Below are 16,433 nucleotides of genomic sequence, written 5' to 3'. Positions count from 1 at the left end.
TCACGCGGGACGCCTCACCCTGAGCCTGCCGCGTGGGCCCTGAGCCTGCCGTCTGGGGCCCTGAGCCTGTCGTCTGGGGCCCTGAGCCTTCCGTCTGGGGCCCTGAGCCTGTCGAAGGGTCAGCAGGTGTAGTCGACGACCACGGGCGCGTGATCGCTCCAGCGCTCCGCGTAGGTCGCGGCCCTGGCGACGGCGTACCCGGTCGCTCGCGCCGCCAGGGGCGGCGTGGCGAGGTGGTAGTCGATGCGCCATCCGCTGTCGTTGTCGAAAGCCTTGCCGCGCATCGACCACCAGGTGTACGGCCCCGGAACCTCGCCGTGATGCGCGCGGCCCACGTCGACCCAGCCGAGCCCGAGCCCGCCGGCCTCCGACGCGAACGAGCGGGTGTCGCTGAGCTGCCCCACCATGCCGCGACCGACGCCCTCCTGGCCCACGACGGTCTCGCCGGCGGCGCCGAGAAAGCGATCGAAGTAGGCGCGCTCGCGCGCGAGGAAGCCCGACTTCTTCACGTTGCCCTTCCAGTTCAGGATGTCGAGTGGCCGGTGGCCGACGTTGAGATCGCCCGTGACGAGCGCGTGGGCCTCGTCGGCGCCCAGCTGCGCCATGCGCACGCTCATCGCGTCGAGGAACTTCCACTTCTCGTCCTGCTTCGGGCTGTCGGCCTCGCCGGAATGCACATACGCGCTGACGACCGTGAGCGGCACGCCGCCGATCTGGAAGTCGGCCTCGATCCAGCGACCGGCCGAATCGAAGTCGTCGGCGCCGAGCGCCGTGCGGGACGCGAGCGCGGGAGTGCGGCTGAGGACGGCCACGCCTGCCCGACCCTTCGCCGTCGCCTTATCATGCACGATCTGCCAATCGGGGAAGGCCGCCGCCAGGTGCTCGTCGTCGGCACGCACCTCTTGCAGGGTCAGGATGTCGACCTCGGCCTGGTCGAGCCACGCGCGCATGCCGTTGCGGACGGCGGCGCGGACACCGTTGACATTGACAGAGGCGATACGCAGGTGGGGCATGACATCCAGCCTAACGACGGGGTCGGACACCCCGCCGCCGCTCCGCTGCGGCCGTCGCCCGCAGCGGGCGCAGCGGTCCACTGTCGCGCAGCGGCTCGTTGCGGTCGTGCGCGCTCAGCGCGATCCAGGACGCGGCGAGCAGGATCACCGCGGCGATCACGCGGCACCACAGCAGAAGCCCGACCATCACCGCGAACGTCGCCAGCAGCGGGTTGCCGGGCGTGTGCGCGGCCAGCAGGCCCGCACCGAGCTGCAGCACCGCCACAGCGACGCCGCCGAGCACGGAGCCGGGAAGGATCCGCCGCCACCGGATGACCGTGCCGGTGAGGAAGCGCACCAGCGCGGCAATCGCCGCGATGTCGATCACGATCACGACGAGCACAGACGAGATCGACACCAGGGCGCGGCCCATGGCGCTGGGGATCTCCTGCCCGAGCATCTCGAGAAGCGTGCGCAGCGCCCAGACCCCGCCGATGCTGATCGCGGCGCCGAGCAGCAGGCTCATTCCGAAGACGAGAGCCGCTGCCGCGTCGCGAAGCTTCAGCAGCACGTAGCTGCGGGTGTCGAAGGGCAGCCCGAAGATGCCGCGCACCGCGCGACGGGTGAATGTGACCGCACCGATCCCGGTCCACACGACGACGATCGCGGCGATCACCCCGGTCAGGGTGAACGCTCCGGTGGCGGAGTTGGCGACCTCGCGCACAGCTTCGGGGGCGACGATGCCGTCGGCGCCGATGAAGCCGGGGATGTAGCTGTTCACGATGCGGATCATCGCGTCGACCGCCGCGTCGCTGCCGCCCACCCAGACCCCGGCGCCGGCGAAGGCGACGTACAGCAGCGCGAACAGCGCGAACAGGGCCTGGTACGCCATGCCCGCCGACAGCAGGAACCCGTTGCGGCGCAGGAAGTGCCGCCACACGCGCACGGGGAACACTGCGGCGATCCGCCGACCCCACACAGCAGCGCGCCCGGCTGAACGAGTCAGTCGGGCGCGCATGGCTCTGGGTGCGTTCAGCGAGCGCCGCCGCGCAGGACGGCCTGCTTGACCTCGGCGATCGCCTTGGTGACCTCAATGCCACGGGGGCACGCCTCGGTGCAGTTGAAGGTCGTGCGGCAGCGCCACACGCCCTCCTTGTCGTTGAGGATGTCGAGGCGCACGTCGCTTGCGTCATCACGCGAGTCGAAGATGAAACGGTGCGCGTTCACGATCGCGGCCGGGCCGAAGTACTGCCCGTCGGTCCAGAAGATCGGGCACGACGAGGTGCACGCCGCGCACAGGATGCACTTGGTGGTGTCGTCGAAGATCGCCCGGTCGGTGATCGACTGCACGCGCTCCTTGCCCTTCTCGGGAGTGGAGTTCGCGATGAGGAAGGGCTGCACCTCGCGGTAGGACGCGAAGAACGGCTCCATGTCGACGATGAGGTCCTTCTCGAGCGGCAGACCCTTGATGGCCTCGACGTAGATCGGCTTCGAGATGTCGAGGTCCTTGATCAGCGTCTTGCAGGCGAGTCGGTTGCGCCCGTTGATGCGCATGGCATCCGAGCCGCAGATGCCATGGGCGCACGAACGGCGGAACGACAGCGAGCCGTCGACCTCCCACTTGATCTTGTGCAGCGCGTCGAGCACGCGGTCGGTCGCGTACAGCTCGACGTCGTAATCGACCCAGCGCGGCTCCTCGTCGACCTCGGGATCGAAGCGGCGGATGTTGAAGGTGACCAGGAAGGACTGCACTCCCGAGTCGTTCGCGGCGTCAGCGGGTGCCTCTACGACATCGGTCATGATCAGTACTTCCTCTCCATGGGCTGGTAGTTCGTGACGACCACGGGCTTCCAGTCCAGTCTGATGTGGTCGGAGGCGTCGGACGAGTGCGCATCGCCGACCAGGTAGGCCATCGTGTGCTTCATGAAGTTCTCGTCATCGCGCTTCGGGAAGTCGTCGCGCATGTGACCGCCACGGCTCTCCTTGCGGTTGCGTGCGGCGTAGACGACGACCTCGGCGATGTCGAGCAGGAAGCCCAGCTCGACGGCCTCGAGCAGATCGGTGTTGAACCTCTTGCCCTTGTCGTCGACGTGGATGTTCTTGTAGCGCTCGCGCAGCTCCTCGATCACGCCGAGCACGTGGGTCAGCGACTCCTCGGTGCGGAACACCTGGGCGCCCTTGTCCATCTCGTCCTGCAGCTTCTTGCGCAGCACGGCGATGCGCTCGGTGCCCTGGTTGTTGCGCAGACCCTCGACCATGTCCTTCACGAACCCGGCCGGGTTCTCGGGCAGCGGCACGAAGTCGGCCGTCTTGACGTACTCGACGGCGTTGCGTCCGGCGCGCTTGCCGAACACGTTGATGTCGAGCAGCGAGTTCGTGCCAAGACGGTTCGAGCCGTGCACCGAGACGCACGCGCACTCGCCGGCGGCGTAGAGCCCCGGCACGACGGTCGAGTTGTCGGCGAGCACCTCGGCGTCGTTGTTGGTCGGGATGCCGCCCATCGCGTAGTGCGCGGTCGGCATCACGGGCACCGGCTCGACGACGGGGTCGACACCCAGGTAGGTGCGCGCGAACTCGGTGATGTCGGGCAGCTTGGTCTCGAGCACCTCGGCACCCAGGTGCGTGCAGTCCAGCAGCACGTAGTCCTTGTGCGGACCGGCACCGCGGCCGTCGAGAACCTCCTGCACCATGCTGCGTGCGACGATGTCGCGGGGAGCGAGGTCCTTGATGGTGGGGGCGTAGCGCTCCATGAAGCGCTCACCCGAGGCGTTGCGCAGGATGGCGCCCTCGCCGCGGGCGCCCTCGGTGAGGAGGATGCCGAGACCGGCCAGACCCGTCGGGTGGAACTGGAAGAACTCGAGGTCCTCCAGAGGCAGCCCCTTGCGCCAGACGATGCCGACGCCGTCGCCGGTCAGGGTGTGCGCGTTCGAGGTGGTCTTGAAGATCTTTCCGAAGCCGCCGGTAGCGAAGATGACGGCCTTGGACTGGAAGACGTGCAGGTCGCCGGTGGCGAGGTCGTACGCGACGACGCCCGCGACCTGCGTGGCGCCGGCCGCGTCCTTCACGGTGATCAGGTCGAGCACGTAGAACTCGTTGAAGAAGTCGATGCCGAGCTTGACGCAGTTCTGGAACAGCGTCTGCAGGATCATGTGACCGGTGCGGTCGGCCGCGTAGCAAGCGCGGCGGACGGGGGTCTTCCCATGCTCGGCGGTGTGGCCGCCGAAGCGCCGCTGATCGATCTTGCCGTCCGGCGTGCGGTTGAACGGCAGACCCATGTTCTCGAGGTCGATGACCGCGTCGATGGCCTCCTTGGCGAGGATCTCCGCCGCATCCTGATCGACGAGGTAGTCACCGCCCTTGACCGTGTCGTAGGTGTGCCACTCCCAGTTGTCGTCCTCGACGTTCGCGAGGGCCGCTGCCATGCCGCCCTGCGCCGCACCGGTGTGCGATCGCGTGGGGTACAGCTTCGTTATCACCGCGGTCTTCGCACCGGGCCCGGCCTCGATGGCCGCGCGCATCCCGGCGCCGCCGGCGCCCACGATGACGATGTCGAACTGGTGGTAGTGCACGCCGTCGCGCACGACGGAGTCAGAGGTCTGCGTAGTCAATGATCTGCCTTCTTCGCTTACTTGCCCAGTGCCTGGCAGGTCTCCCACATCGCGCCGTCTTCGAAGACGCCCGCGCAGGGGTCGAACGTGAACACCACGAGGGTGCCGAGGATGATGAGGAGCGCCGCCGCCAGGCCCAGCGCCCAGACGAGAGCCTTGCGGACCTTCTCGTGGGTGACGTAGTCGTTGACGATCGTGCGCATGCCGTTGGAGCCGTGGATCAGTGCGAGCCACAGCATCAGCACGTCCCACCACTGCCAGAACGGGGTGGCGTACTTGCCGGCGACGAAGCCGAAGTCCACCGCGTGGATGCCGTCGCCGACCATCAGGTTCACGAACAGGTGGCCGAAGATCAGCACGATGAGCACCACGCCCGAGCCGCGCATGAACAGCCAGCCCCACTTCTCGAGGTTGACGCCCCGCTGGCGGCGGGCAGGTGCGATGGTCTGCGCGGACATCAGTTGCCCCCTCCGAATCCGGCGAACGCGAGGGCGAGGTGACGGGGCACGAAGCCCGCCATGACCACGGCCCACAGCCCGATGACGATCCAGAACAGCTGGCGCTGGTACTTCGCGCCCTTCGACCAGAAGTCGACGACGATGATGCGCAGGCCGTTGAACGCGTGGAATGCGATGCCGGCGACCAGCACCACCTCGCCGAAAGCCATGATCGGGTTCTTGTACGTGCCGATGACCGCGTCGTACGCCTCGGGCGAGACGCGGATGAGCGACGTGTCGAGGACGTGCACCAGAAGGAAGAAGAAGATCGCGACGCCGGTGATGCGGTGCAGCACCCACGACCACATGCCTTCGCGGCCCCGATACAGTGTGCCGCGCGGAGACCTCGACGTGGTCTCCGAAACCGACGGTGTCAAGCGTGTGCTCGTGGACACGTCGTCCTCCCTGATCGATGAGACGTCGTGCATGCATCCGGGCACGCCCGACCGTATCCATCCTATTCCCGTCCGGACGGGCGGGGCGACGAAGGCGACCCTTATCCGCTCGGCGCGTCCGCGCTTGCGGATAGGTTTGTGCCATGGCGCGAATCGACGACTTCTACGCTGTGATCCCGGCCGGCGGCATCGGCAGCAGGCTGTGGCCGCTGTCGCGGGCGGACGCCCCGAAGTTCCTGCACGATCTCACCGGCTCCGGGCACTCGCTGCTGCGCGACACCTGGGATCGTCTCGAGCCGCTCGCCGGAGCCGACCGCATCGCCGTGGTCACCGGGCGCGCGCACCGCGCCGCCGTGGAGGCGCAGCTGCCCGGCATCCCCGACGCCAACGTCTTCCTCGAATCCGAGCCCCGCGAGTCGGCGGCGGCGATCGGACTCGCCGCCGCGATCCTGCACCGTCGCGACCCCGACGTGATCATCGGATCGTTCAGCGCCGATCACGTGATCCGCGGCACGCGGGTCTTCGAGTTCGCCGTGCGCGATGCCGTCGAGGTCGCGCGCGAGGGCTACATCTGCACGATCGGGATCAGCCCCACCGAGCCCGCCATCGGCTTCGGATACATCAGGAAGGGCGAGGAGCTCGTCGTCGAGGGCGCCCGCGAGGCGGCCCTCGTCGAGCGCTTCGTCGAGAAGCCCGACCTCGAGACGGCGAAGGCCTACGTCGCCGACCGCGAGCACCTCTGGAACGCCGGAATGTTCATCGCCAAGGCGAGCGTGCTGCTCGACGAGCTGCGCCTCAACGAACCCGAGCTGCACGCCGGGCTGATGGAGCTCGCCGAGGCATGGGACGACCGCGATCGCCGTGGTCCCGCGGTCGACCGCATCTGGCCGAAGCTGAAGAAGATCGCCATCGACTACGCCGTGGCGGAGCCCGCCGCCGAGCGCGGACGCCTCGCGGTCGTGCCCGGTCACTTCGACTGGGACGACGTGGGCGACTTCGCATCCTTGACGAAGCTCATCACCAACGGCCGCAAGAACGATCTCGCCGTGCTCGGCCCGAAGGCCCGCGTGCTCTCGGATGCCGCCAGTGGCATCCTCGTGTCGCAGACCTCGAGGGTGATCAGCCTGGTCGGAGTGCAGGACATCGTGGTCGTCGACACCGACGATGCGCTGCTGGTGACCACGGTCGAGCACGCCCAGCGGGTCAAGGGCGTCGTCGAGTCGCTGAAGCTCACCGGCCGCGGCGACGTGCTCTGAGGCCAGCTGTCGGGCATGTCCAACCCCGCATGGCGGCCATCATTGCGGATTTGTAACCTTTCGCCGGCACGTCCGGGGCGCGCGTGCGGGAAGCACGTAACACTGGGTAACCTCGATCGATCCGCGATGTCCGCGGAGATCACCCGGGAGGCATGAGTGTCCATCTCCATCACCAAGAAGCTGCTCGGCGCCACCGTCGCCGCCGGCGTCGTCCTGAGCCTCGCCGCGTGCGGCCAGGCTCCCGCAGACAAGCCGGGAGCGAGCGGCGGCAACGGCGACAAGTCCGACTTCTCCGCGTGCATCGTCTCGGATGCCGGCGGGTTCGACGACAAGTCCTTCAACCAGCTGTCCTACGAGGGCACCAAGAAGGCCGCCGACGAGCTCGGCGCCACGTTCCGCGAGGCCGAGTCGAACGCCGAGACCGAGTACGCGCCGAACATCGACAACATGGTCTCCGAGGGCTGCAACGCCATCGTCGCCGTGGGCTTCGCGCTGTCGCAGGCCACGGTCGACGCCGCCGAGGCGAACGCCGAGACGGACTTCATCCTCGTCGACGACGCCGGCGGCGACAACAAGCCCGACAACGTCAAGCCGCTGCTGTACAACACGGCCGAGGCGGCCTTCCTCGCCGGCTACATGTCGGCCGGCTACTCCAAGACCGGCAAGGTGGGCACGTTCGGCGGCATGGAGTTCCCGACCGTGACGATCTTCATGGACGGCTTCAAGCAGGGCGTCGACCACTACAACGAGCAGAACGGCGCATCGGTCGCCGTGGTCGGCTGGGACGGCAAGACCGGATCGTTCACCGGTGGCTTCGAGGCCAACCAGAGCGCCAAGACGGTCGCGAAGAACATCATCGACCAGGGCGTCGACGTGCTCTTCCCGGTCGGCGGTCCGATCTACCAGTCGGGCCTGCAGGCGATCAAGGACTCGGGCAAGGACATCGCGCTGATCGGCGCGGACGCCGACCTGTTCGAGACCGACCCGACCACCGCCGACTTCGTGCTCACCTCGGTGCTCAAGGCGATGGACCTGTCGACCTACGAGGCCGTGATGTCCAGCGCAGAGGGCGACTTCGACGGCGAGGCGTACATCGGCACCCTCGAGAACGAGGGCGTCGGCATCGCGCCGCTGCACGAGTTCGAGAGCAAGGTCGACGCCGAGCTGGTGAAGAAGGTCGACGAGATCAAGCAGGAGATCATCGACGGCTCCATCACCGTCACCTCCTACCTCGACAACTAAGAGGAATCGAATCGGGGAGGCCGGTCGTGCCGGCCTCCCCGATGTCGTCTGCCCGGGCGATCCCCGGCGCGATGACACGTCACGAATAGGATCGACACATGAAGCTCGAGCTGCGCGGCATAACGAAGAGGTTCGGCGCACTGACGGCCAACGACCACATCGATCTCGAGGTGCAGGCGGGCGAGATCCACTGCCTCCTCGGCGAGAACGGCGCCGGCAAGTCCACTCTGATGAACGTGCTGTACGGCCTGTACCAGGCCGACGAGGGGCAGATCCTCCTCGACGGGCGCGTGCAGCGGTTCTCCGGGCCCGGAGACGCGATGGCCGCGGGGATCGGCATGGTGCACCAGCACTTCATGCTCATCCCCGTCTTCACCGTCGCCGAGAATGTCATGCTCGGTCATGAGCAGACGACGTTCGGCGGCCGTCTCGATCTCGCGGCCGCCCGCGCGAGGGTGCGTGAGATCTCCGACCGCTTCGGCTTCGACGTCGACCCCGACGCGCTCGTCGACGACCTGCCGGTCGGCGTCCAGCAGCGCGTGGAGATCATCAAGGCGCTCTCGCGCGAGGCCCGCGTGCTCGTCTTCGACGAGCCGACCGCCGTGCTCACTCCGCAGGAGACCGACGAGCTGATGGCCACCATGCGCCAGCTCAAGGAGCGCGGCACGTCTATCGTCTTCATCACCCACAAGCTCCGCGAGGTGCGCGAGGTCGCCGACCGCATCACCGTCATCCGCCTCGGCAAGGTGGTCGGCGAGGCGTCGCCGACCGCGTCCAACGCGGAGCTCGCCTCGCTGATGGTCGGCCGTGCGGTCGAGCTCACCGTGCACAAGGACGCCCCGAAGCACACCGATCACGCACTGGTCGTCGAGAACCTCACCGTCAACGATGCCCTGGGCGCCGTGCTCGTCGACGACGTCTCCTTCACGGTCCGCGGCGGCGAGGTGCTCGCCATCGCCGGCGTGCAGGGCAACGGCCAGACCGAGCTCACCGAGGCTCTGCTCGGTCTGCAGGAGCGCGTGCAGGGCAGCATCCGTCTGAACGGCGAGCAGCTGCGCGGGCGCAGTGTGCGGCACATCCTGGATGCCGGCGTCGGGTTCGTTCCCGAGGACCGGGGCGTCGACGGGCTCGTGAAGGAGTTCTCGATCGCGGAGAACCTCATGCTCGACCGATCCAACGGCGCACCCTTCGTCAGGAACGGCGCACTCCAGCTGCGCCGTCTGACGGAATTCGCCAAGGAGAAGATCGCGGAGTTCGACATCCGCACGCAGGGCCCCGCGCAGGCGGCCGGCCGGCTCTCCGGCGGCAACCAGCAGAAGGTGGTGCTCGCGCGCGAGCTCAGCCGCGACCTGTCGCTGTTCGTCGCAGCCCAGCCCACCCGAGGCGTCGACGTGGGCTCGATCGAGTTCATCCACAAGCGCATCATCGAGACGCGCGACTCCGGCGTTCCGGTGATCGTCATCTCCACGGAGCTCGACGAGGTCGCGGCCCTCGCCGATCGCATCCTCGTCATGTACCGGGGGCGCGTGGTCGGCATCGTCCCCGGTGACACCCCCCGCGACCAGCTGGGACTGATGATGGCCGGCGCCAGCGCGGAGGACGCCGCTCGCGAGGTCACCGTCGGCGCCACCCCGAGCGAAGGAGCGCAGGCATGACCGCCGCGCAGACGCAGATCCCCGACTCCGACAAGGCGATCCAGCCGCAGAAGCCGCAACGTCCGCAGCGCTGGCGCGCCGCGCTCATGCAGATCGCGACCGGCAGCGCCCTGACGACGGTGTTCGCGGTGGTCGCGGCCGTCATCGTCGGCTCGCTGATGATCGCCCTGACCGACCCTGACGTGCAGGCCGCGGCAGGCTATTTCTTCGCTGCGCCCGGCGACACGCTGACGGCGATCGGCCAGGCGGTCGGTGGCGCGTACTCGGCGCTGTTCCGCGGCTCCATCTACAACTTCAACGCCGATTCCTTCGCGATCGGCATCCGCCCGCTCACCGAGACGCTGAAGTTCGCCACGCCGCTGATCGCCGCAGGCCTCGGCGTGGGACTGGCGTTCCGCGCAGGTCTGTTCAACATCGGCGGTCAGGGCCAGATGCTGATGGCGGCCGCGGCCGCCGGGTACGTGGCGACCGCGTGGGACCTGCCCTTCCCACTGCACCTGATCGTGGCTCTCGTGGCCGGCATCGTCGCCGGCGCGCTGTGGGCCGGAATCGCCGGGATCCTCAAGGCGCGCACAGGCGCGCACGAGGTGATCACGACGATCATGCTGAACAACATCGCCGTCTACCTGCTCGCGTGGATGCTCGCCACCCAGGGGGTGCTGCAGGCTCCGGGCTCGAGCAACCCGAAGACCGCGCCGATGGCGGAGACCGCGGTCATGCCGTTGCTGCTCGGGCCCACGTACAAGCTGCACATCGGATTCCTGCTGGCGCTCGCGGCGGTCGCGGTCACCTGGTGGCTGCTGGAGCGCTCCGGCCTCGGGTTCCGGTTCCGTGCGGTGGGGGAGAACCCGGATGCCGCGCGCACGGCCGGCATCTCCGTCGGTCGCACCTACCTCAGCGTCATGCTCATCGCGGGCGCGCTGGTCGGCCTCGCCGGGGTCAGCCAGGTGCTCGGAACCGAGCCGAAGGGCTTCAGCGGCGGCATCGACGCGGGCATCGGCTTCGACGCGATCACGGTCGCCCTGCTGGGGCGCTCGCGTCCGCTCGGCATCCTGTTCGCCGGCCTGCTGTTCGGCGCCTTCAAGACAGGCGGCTTCACCATGCAGGCGTCGCAGGGCGTGCCGATCGAGATCGTGCTCGTCGTGCAGTCGCTGATCGTGCTGTTCATCGCGGCGCCGCCGCTGGTTCGCGCCATGTTCGGCCTGCCGCAGCCGGGCCGCCCGAGTCGGCGTGAGCGGCGCGCCGCAGAGCGACGAGCGAAGCGCTCCGAGGGCAAGGAGGTGGCGGGATGAGTACTCAGACCGCACAGGCAGGACAGAGCCCGCAGAGCGTGCAGGCCGAACTGCGTCACGTGACCGTGGTGTCGTGGAAGACCCCGATCATCCTGAGCGTGCTGACGGTTCTCGTGGCGCTGCTGCCGCTGCTGATCCCGCGGCCGGGCGACGCGACGTTCCGCTTCACCGCCGGCAGCGAGATCATCGAGCTCCCGTCGCTGGTCGTGCCCGGGACGGCCACCGCGTGGGTGTGCGTCGTCATCGGCGCGGCGATCAGCGTCGCGGCGGTGCTGCTCACCCGCGCGCATCGCCGCGTGCCGATGTGGCTGATCGCCCTGTACGTCGTCGTGCTGATCTTCGGCTTCCTCGCCTGGGCGGCCGCGGGCAGCTCGGGCACCCTGCCCATGATCGGACTGCTCAGCGGCGGTCTCGCGCTGGCCACCCCACTGATCTTCGGCGCCCTCGGCGGTGTGATCGGCGAGCGGGCCGGCGTGGTCAACATCGCGATCGAGGCGCAGCTGCTGGCAGGTGCGTTCACGGCAGCCATCGTCGCCTCGGCCGTGGGCACTCCCTGGGCCGGACTCATCGCCGCCATGCTGGCGGGTGTGCTGGTCGCGGTGATCCTCGGCGTGTTCGCCATCACGTACTACGTCGATCAGGTGATCGTCGGTGTGGTGCTCAACGTCCTGGTGATCGGCGTGACGACCTTCCTGTTCCGTCAGGTGCTCGCGCCCAATCAGGCTGCGCTGAACACCGTCGAGCCATTCCGTGATCTGCCGATCCCGCTGCTCAGCGACATCCCCGTGCTCGGGCCGATCCTGTTCCGCCAGACGATCGTGGTGTACCTGATGTACATCATCGTGTTCGTCGTCTGGTACGGGATGTACCGCACCCGCTGGGGTCTGCGGCTGCGGGCGGTAGGCGAGCACCCGCAGGCCGCCGACACGGTCGGCATCAACGTCGCGCGCACGCGGTACATGAACGTGCTCATCGCGGGCGCGGTCGCCGGCATGGGCGGCGCGTTCTTCACGCTGGTCTCGGTGCCGCGCTTCAACCCCGAGATGACCGCCGGTGCCGGATTCATCGCCCTGGCCGCGGTGATCTTCGGCAAGTGGGACCCCATCCGCGCGACGCTGGCGGCGCTGCTGTTCGGCTTCGCCAGCAACCTGCAGAGCGTGCTCAGCGTCATCGGCTCGCCGGTGCCGAGCCAGTTCATGCTCATGCTGCCGTACATCGTGACGATCTTCGCCGTGGCCGGTCTCGTCGGGCGCTCGCGCCCGCCGGCAGCCGACGGCGAGCCGTACATCAAGTCTTAGGAGGCCACGTGACCGACATCGATTGGGACGAGCTGAGACAGGTCGCCACCGACGCGATGCAGAAGGCGTACGCGCCTTACTCGCGCTACCGCGTGGGGGCCGCGGCCCTCGTCGACGACGGACGCATCGTCGCGGGATGCAACGTCGAGAACGCGTCGTACGGCGTCGGCCTGTGCGCCGAGTGCGCTCTGGTCGGCGACCTGCACATGTCGGGAGGCGGGAGGCTCGTCGCGTTCGTCTGCGTGAACAACGACGGGCAGACGATCATGCCGTGCGGCCGCTGCCGTCAGCTGCTGTTCGAGCACTCCAGCCCGGAGATGCTGCTCGAGACCGTCTCGGGCATCCGCACCATCGACGAGGTGCTGCCCGATGCGTTCGGTCCGCGAGATCTGGAGGACGCCCGATGACCCCTCGACAAGCTCAGGGAGCCAGGGAGGCGTTCGATGCGATCGACGTCATCCGCGCCAAGCGCGACGGCGGAGCCGTGCCGGAGGCGCAGCTGCGCTGGATGGTGGACGCGTACACGCGCGGCTACGTGTCGGATGCGCAGATGGCCTCGTTCGCCATGGCCATCTTCCAGCGGGGCATGCAGCGCGACGAGATCCGCGTGCTCACCGACGCGATGATCGCCTCGGGTGAGCGAATGAGCTTCGCCAGCCTCGGCAAGCGCACGGTCGACAAGCACTCCACGGGCGGCGTGGGAGACAAGATCACCCTGCCTCTGGCTCCGCTGGTGGCCGTGTTCGGCGTCGCGGTGCCGCAGCTCAGCGGACGCGGGCTCGGTCACACCGGGGGCACGCTCGACAAGCTCGAGTCGATCCCCGGGTGGAGAGCGGCGCTCAGCAACGACGAGATGTTCTCCCAGATGCAGTCGGACGTCGGTGCGGTGATCTGCGCCGCGGGCTCCGGCCTCGCTCCCGCCGACAAGAAGCTCTACGCCCTCCGCGACGTGACGGGTACGGTCGAGGCGATCCCGCTGATCGCGTCGAGCATCATGTCGAAGAAGATCGCCGAGGGCACCGACGCCCTCGTGCTGGACGTGAAGTTCGGCAACGGTGCCTTCATGCAGGACATCGATCGCGCCCGTGAGCTGGCGCGCACGATGGTCGAGCTCGGCACCGACTCGGGTGTGGCGACCACGGCCCTGCTGACCGACATGAACGTTCCGCTCGGACGCGCGATCGGCAACGCCAACGAAGTGCGCGAGTCGGTCGAGATCCTCGCCGGCGGCGGCCCCGCCGACGTGCGCGAGCTGACCCTCGCCCTCGCCAGGGAGATGCTCGCGTTGGCAGGCCAGCCCGACGCCGATGTCGAGGCCGCCCTCGATGACGGCCGCGCCATGGACGGCTGGAAGGCGATGATCCGCGCCCAGGACGGCGACCCGGATGCCCCGCTGCCGACCGCCCGGGAGACGCACGTCGTCACCGCCGAACGCGACGGCGTCGTGACCCGCATGGACGCGCTCCCGTTCGGCATCGCGGCTTGGCGTCTCGGCGCCGGGCGCGCGCGCGCCGAGGACCCGGTGATCTTCGCCGCCGGCATCGACCTCGCCGTCAAGCCCGGCGATCCGATCACCGCCGGGCAGCCGCTGTTCACGCTTTCGGCCGACGACGACGCCCGCTTCTCCCGCGCCCTCGAGGCGCTGGACGACGCCTACGAGATCGGCGACAGTGCGGACGCCCCCGCCGCGCGGCCCATAGTGCGCGAGCGCATCACCGCCTGAGTACCGGAGGATCATCCATGAAGATCGACGAGCTGCGCGCTCTGCCCAAGATCTCGCTGCACGACCACCTCGACGGCGGAGTGCGCCCCGCGACGATCCTCGAGCTCGCCGATGCGAGCGGCATCGCGACGCCGGCGCAGGACGCCAAGGGCCTGAGCCGCTGGATCGCTCGGCAGAGCGACGCGGGTTCGCTGGTGGAGTACCTGAAGACGTTCGACCTGGTCACCTCGGTGATGCAGTCCGAACACGCGCTCACCCGCATCGCCCGCGAGTTCGTCGCCGATCTGGCCGCCGACGGCGTGATCTACGGCGAGGTGCGCTGGGCACCGGAGCAGCACCTCGCAGGCGGTCTGAGCCTCGACGACGCCGTGCGCGCCGTGCAGCGCGGCATCGAAGAGGGCGAGGACGAGGCGGATGCCGCCGGTCGCAGCATCCGCGTCGGACAGGTCGTCTCGGCCATGCGTCAGGGATCGCGAGTGCGGGAGATCGCCGAGCTCGCCGTGCGGCATCGCGAGAGCGGCGTCGTCGGCTTCGACATCGCCGGCCCTGAGGACGGATTCCCCGCGTCGCAGCACCGCGCCGCCTTCGACTACCTCGCCACCGAGTTCATGCCCGTGACGGTGCATGCCGGAGAGGCCGCCGGCCCCGCATCCATCCGCTCCGCGCTGATCGACGGACGCGCGCTGCGACTCGGTCACGGCGTGCGCATCGCCGAGGACCTGCAGATCATCGAGCGCGAGGGGGACGAGGTGCAGGTTCAGTTCGGCGACCTGTCGCGCTGGGTGCGCGACCGCGAGATCCCGCTCGAGCTCTCGCCGTCTTCGAACCTGCAGACCGGCGCGATCGCGCAGTGGGGCGACGAGCTCTCCGACCACCCGTTCGACCTTCTCTACCAGCTCGGCTTCTCGGTGACCGTGAACGTCGACAACCGCACCATGAGCGGGACGTCGCTGACGCGCGAGCTCTCGCTGCTGGTCAGCGCGTTCGACTACGACCTCGACGATCTCGAGGCATTCCAGTTCAACGCGGCGTCCGCGGCGTTCCTGCCGGTGGAGGAGCGCGAAGAGCTGGTCGAGATGATCGCCGAGGGCTTCGAGCGCTGAAGCCCCCGGCGCCGGGCGGGGGAGACCGCAGGCGCGGCTGGGCTCAGGCCGCTTCCGGGTTCTGAGCCCACAGGTCGGGGCCGAACACCTCGTAATGGATGCGGTCGGCGGGCACTCCGCGCCCGATCAGGGTGCGGCGCATGGCCTGCATGAACGGCAGCGGACCGCACATGAACACCGAGGCGCGCTCTGGCAGGTCGACCTCGCTGAGGTCCATGAAGCCCTCGCGTGCTGGGTGCAGAGTGGGAGCGCCGACGGCGTCCTGCTCGTACCAGTTCTGCGCCCTGGCATCCGTCATCGCGAGCACCTGACGGCGCAGCGACGAATACAGCGCGTGCGTGTCGTGGGCGCGATCGGCGTGGAAGAGCCGTACCGTGCGTTCCGGCTGGCGGCGGGAGAGATCCTCCATGATCGCCGCCACCGGGGTGATGCCGATGCCGGCCGAGACGAGCACGAGCGGGTGCTCCTCGTCATCGAGCACGACGTCGCCGGCCGGCTGCGACACGTCGAGCACGGTGCCGGGCTGCGCGTGCTGCCACAGCCAGGTGGAGACCTGACCGTCGGGCGCCCCTCCGACGCCGCGCACGCGTTTGATCGTCACCCGGATCGAGTCGCCCCGCGGACCCGACGAGATCGTGTACTGGCGCGGCTGCCGGCTGCCGTCAGGCAGGTCGACCGCGATGGCGACGTACTGTCCGGTGCTGTGCGCGGGGATGAGACCGACGAGAGGTGCGAGCAGCAGCGAGAAGATGTCCTCCGATTCCTCGAACCGCTCCACGACGCGGTAAGCACGCCACGGGTTCTCCGGGTCGGTGCCAGACAGGGCGTACAGCCGCGCCTCCTCGGCGATCAGCGCGGTGGCGAACAGCCAGTACACCTCGTCCCACGCCGCCCGCACCTCGGCGGTGACAGCCTCGCCCAGCACGGTGCCCACCGCGTCGAGCAGGTGCCGGCCGACGATGGTGTACTCGCCGGCCCTGATGCCCAGCGAGACGTGCTTGTGAGCGATCCGGCGCATGACGGGAGTGAAGTCGGGGGCGGCGGGATCGATGAGCTGCACGGCGAAGGCGACCACCGACGCGGCGAGCGCCTTCGGCTGCTCGCCGATGGCCTGGTTGGCGCGGTTGAAGACGCGCAGCAGTTCGGGGTGCGCGGCGAACATAGCGGGGTAGAACACCTTCGTGATCTGCTCAGCGTGCTCAGCGACGACGCCAGCCGTGGCTGCGACGATTGCTTCGGACTCGGGCGAGAGCTTCATGACGTTCCTTTCGTGGGGTCTGCGTCACCTCGAGTCTGCGCGCGGGCTTCGCGGGAGCGGCGGGGTTTTCACCGGTTCTATCCGCTGCGCAGCGGACCGGACCGGCGTAGCGTG

The 16,433-nt window shown here is 68.8% G+C and carries 15 protein-coding genes; 8 read left to right on the top strand and 7 right to left on the bottom strand.

Going from position 1 to position 16,433, the window contains the following annotated elements; all coding sequences use genetic code 11:
- Positions 1-119: 119 nt before the first annotated feature.
- The 6 genes from V2S05_RS06020 to sdhC all read right to left on the bottom strand — a co-directional run bounded on the left by V2S05_RS06020 (position 120) and on the right by sdhC (position 5,492).
- Positions 120-1,013 (bottom strand): exodeoxyribonuclease III, encoded by an 894-nt coding sequence (locus tag V2S05_RS06020; RefSeq protein ID WP_413634397.1) that lies wholly within the window; start codon positions 1,011-1,013, stop codon positions 120-122.
- Positions 1,014-1,023: 10 nt separating this feature from the next.
- Entirely contained in the window at positions 1,024-1,947 is a 924-nt protein-coding gene (locus V2S05_RS06015; protein ID WP_413634396.1) for a YihY/virulence factor BrkB family protein, read from the bottom strand.
- A gap of 77 nt (positions 1,948-2,024) precedes the next feature.
- Positions 2,025-2,792, bottom strand: coding sequence for a succinate dehydrogenase iron-sulfur subunit (locus V2S05_RS06010; RefSeq protein ID WP_413634395.1), 768 nt, complete (start codon positions 2,790-2,792; stop codon positions 2,025-2,027).
- A gap of 2 nt (positions 2,793-2,794) precedes the next feature.
- Positions 2,795-4,600 (bottom strand): succinate dehydrogenase flavoprotein subunit, encoded by a 1,806-nt coding sequence (gene sdhA, locus V2S05_RS06005; RefSeq protein WP_413634394.1) that lies wholly within the window; start codon positions 4,598-4,600, stop codon positions 2,795-2,797.
- A gap of 17 nt (positions 4,601-4,617) precedes the next feature.
- Positions 4,618-5,058, bottom strand: coding sequence for a succinate dehydrogenase hydrophobic membrane anchor subunit (locus V2S05_RS06000; RefSeq protein ID WP_271637184.1), 441 nt, complete (start codon positions 5,056-5,058; stop codon positions 4,618-4,620).
- Positions 5,058-5,492 (bottom strand): succinate dehydrogenase, cytochrome b556 subunit, encoded by a 435-nt coding sequence (sdhC, locus tag V2S05_RS05995; RefSeq protein ID WP_413634393.1) that lies wholly within the window; start codon positions 5,490-5,492, stop codon positions 5,058-5,060. Before sdhC ends, V2S05_RS06000 begins: the two co-directional genes overlap by 1 nt.
- Before the next feature lie 143 nt (positions 5,493-5,635).
- On the opposite strand from sdhC, the gene V2S05_RS05990 reads away from it, so the two are divergent.
- The 8 genes from V2S05_RS05990 (at position 5,636) to V2S05_RS05955 (ending at position 15,061) form a co-directional block, all read left to right on the top strand.
- The gene (locus V2S05_RS05990; RefSeq protein ID WP_413634392.1) at positions 5,636-6,748 is read left to right on the top strand and encodes a mannose-1-phosphate guanylyltransferase; all 1,113 of its coding nucleotides are present in this window, start codon (positions 5,636-5,638) and stop codon (positions 6,746-6,748) included.
- A 156-nt stretch (positions 6,749-6,904) separates the two neighbouring features.
- The gene (locus V2S05_RS05985; RefSeq protein ID WP_271637187.1) at positions 6,905-7,990 is read left to right on the top strand and encodes a BMP family lipoprotein; all 1,086 of its coding nucleotides are present in this window, start codon (positions 6,905-6,907) and stop codon (positions 7,988-7,990) included.
- 98 nt (positions 7,991-8,088) lie between these two features.
- Positions 8,089-9,645 (top strand): ABC transporter ATP-binding protein, encoded by a 1,557-nt coding sequence (locus V2S05_RS05980; protein WP_413634391.1) that lies wholly within the window; start codon positions 8,089-8,091, stop codon positions 9,643-9,645.
- The gene (locus tag V2S05_RS05975; protein WP_271637190.1) at positions 9,642-10,937 is read left to right on the top strand and encodes an ABC transporter permease; all 1,296 of its coding nucleotides are present in this window, start codon (positions 9,642-9,644) and stop codon (positions 10,935-10,937) included. The genes V2S05_RS05980 and V2S05_RS05975 overlap by 4 nt, the downstream gene beginning before the upstream one ends.
- Positions 10,934-12,235 (top strand): ABC transporter permease, encoded by a 1,302-nt coding sequence (locus V2S05_RS05970; protein ID WP_413634390.1) that lies wholly within the window; start codon positions 10,934-10,936, stop codon positions 12,233-12,235. The genes V2S05_RS05975 and V2S05_RS05970 overlap by 4 nt, the downstream gene beginning before the upstream one ends.
- A gap of 8 nt (positions 12,236-12,243) precedes the next feature.
- Complete coding sequence (locus V2S05_RS05965; RefSeq protein WP_413634389.1) at positions 12,244-12,642, top strand: cytidine deaminase; 399 nt, start codon at positions 12,244-12,246, stop codon at positions 12,640-12,642.
- Positions 12,639-13,958 (top strand): thymidine phosphorylase, encoded by a 1,320-nt coding sequence (locus tag V2S05_RS05960; protein WP_413634388.1) that lies wholly within the window; start codon positions 12,639-12,641, stop codon positions 13,956-13,958. Before V2S05_RS05965 ends, V2S05_RS05960 begins: the two co-directional genes overlap by 4 nt.
- A gap of 17 nt (positions 13,959-13,975) precedes the next feature.
- Entirely contained in the window at positions 13,976-15,061 is a 1,086-nt protein-coding gene (locus V2S05_RS05955; RefSeq protein ID WP_413634387.1) for an adenosine deaminase, read from the top strand.
- A gap of 43 nt (positions 15,062-15,104) precedes the next feature.
- On the opposite strand, the gene V2S05_RS05950 is transcribed toward V2S05_RS05955, so the two are convergent.
- On the bottom strand, positions 15,105-16,319 hold the full coding sequence (locus V2S05_RS05950; protein WP_413634386.1) for a globin domain-containing protein: 1,215 nt from the start codon (positions 16,317-16,319) through the stop codon (positions 15,105-15,107).
- Positions 16,320-16,433 lie beyond the last annotated feature (114 nt).

This window comes from Microbacterium sp. OR16, assembly GCF_047306725.1.
GTDB lineage: Bacteria > Actinomycetota > Actinomycetes > Actinomycetales > Microbacteriaceae > Microbacterium.
This window is presented reverse-complemented; position numbering and strand designations above follow the sequence as displayed.

Bases quoted from the DNA above. Each gene is read 5' to 3' on its own strand.
- V2S05_RS06020 (WP_413634397.1), bottom strand. From the start codon at position 1,013: ATGCCCCACCTGCGTATCGCCTCTGTCAATGTCAACGGTGTCCGCGCC.
- V2S05_RS06010 (WP_413634395.1), bottom strand. From the start codon at position 2,792: ATGACCGATGTCGTAGAGGCACCCGCTGACGCCGCGAACGACTCGGGA.
- V2S05_RS06000 (WP_271637184.1), bottom strand. From the start codon at position 5,058: ATGTCCGCGCAGACCATCGCACCTGCCCGCCGCCAGCGGGGCGTCAAC.
- V2S05_RS05990 (WP_413634392.1), top strand. From the start codon at position 5,636: ATGGCGCGAATCGACGACTTCTACGCTGTGATCCCGGCCGGCGGCATC.
- V2S05_RS05980 (WP_413634391.1), top strand. From the start codon at position 8,089: ATGAAGCTCGAGCTGCGCGGCATAACGAAGAGGTTCGGCGCACTGACG.
- V2S05_RS05975 (WP_271637190.1), top strand. From the start codon at position 9,642: ATGACCGCCGCGCAGACGCAGATCCCCGACTCCGACAAGGCGATCCAG.
- V2S05_RS05970 (WP_413634390.1), top strand. From the start codon at position 10,934: ATGAGTACTCAGACCGCACAGGCAGGACAGAGCCCGCAGAGCGTGCAG.
- V2S05_RS05960 (WP_413634388.1), top strand. From the start codon at position 12,639: ATGACCCCTCGACAAGCTCAGGGAGCCAGGGAGGCGTTCGATGCGATC.
- V2S05_RS05955 (WP_413634387.1), top strand. From the start codon at position 13,976: ATGAAGATCGACGAGCTGCGCGCTCTGCCCAAGATCTCGCTGCACGAC.
- V2S05_RS05950 (WP_413634386.1), bottom strand. From the start codon at position 16,319: ATGAAGCTCTCGCCCGAGTCCGAAGCAATCGTCGCAGCCACGGCTGGC.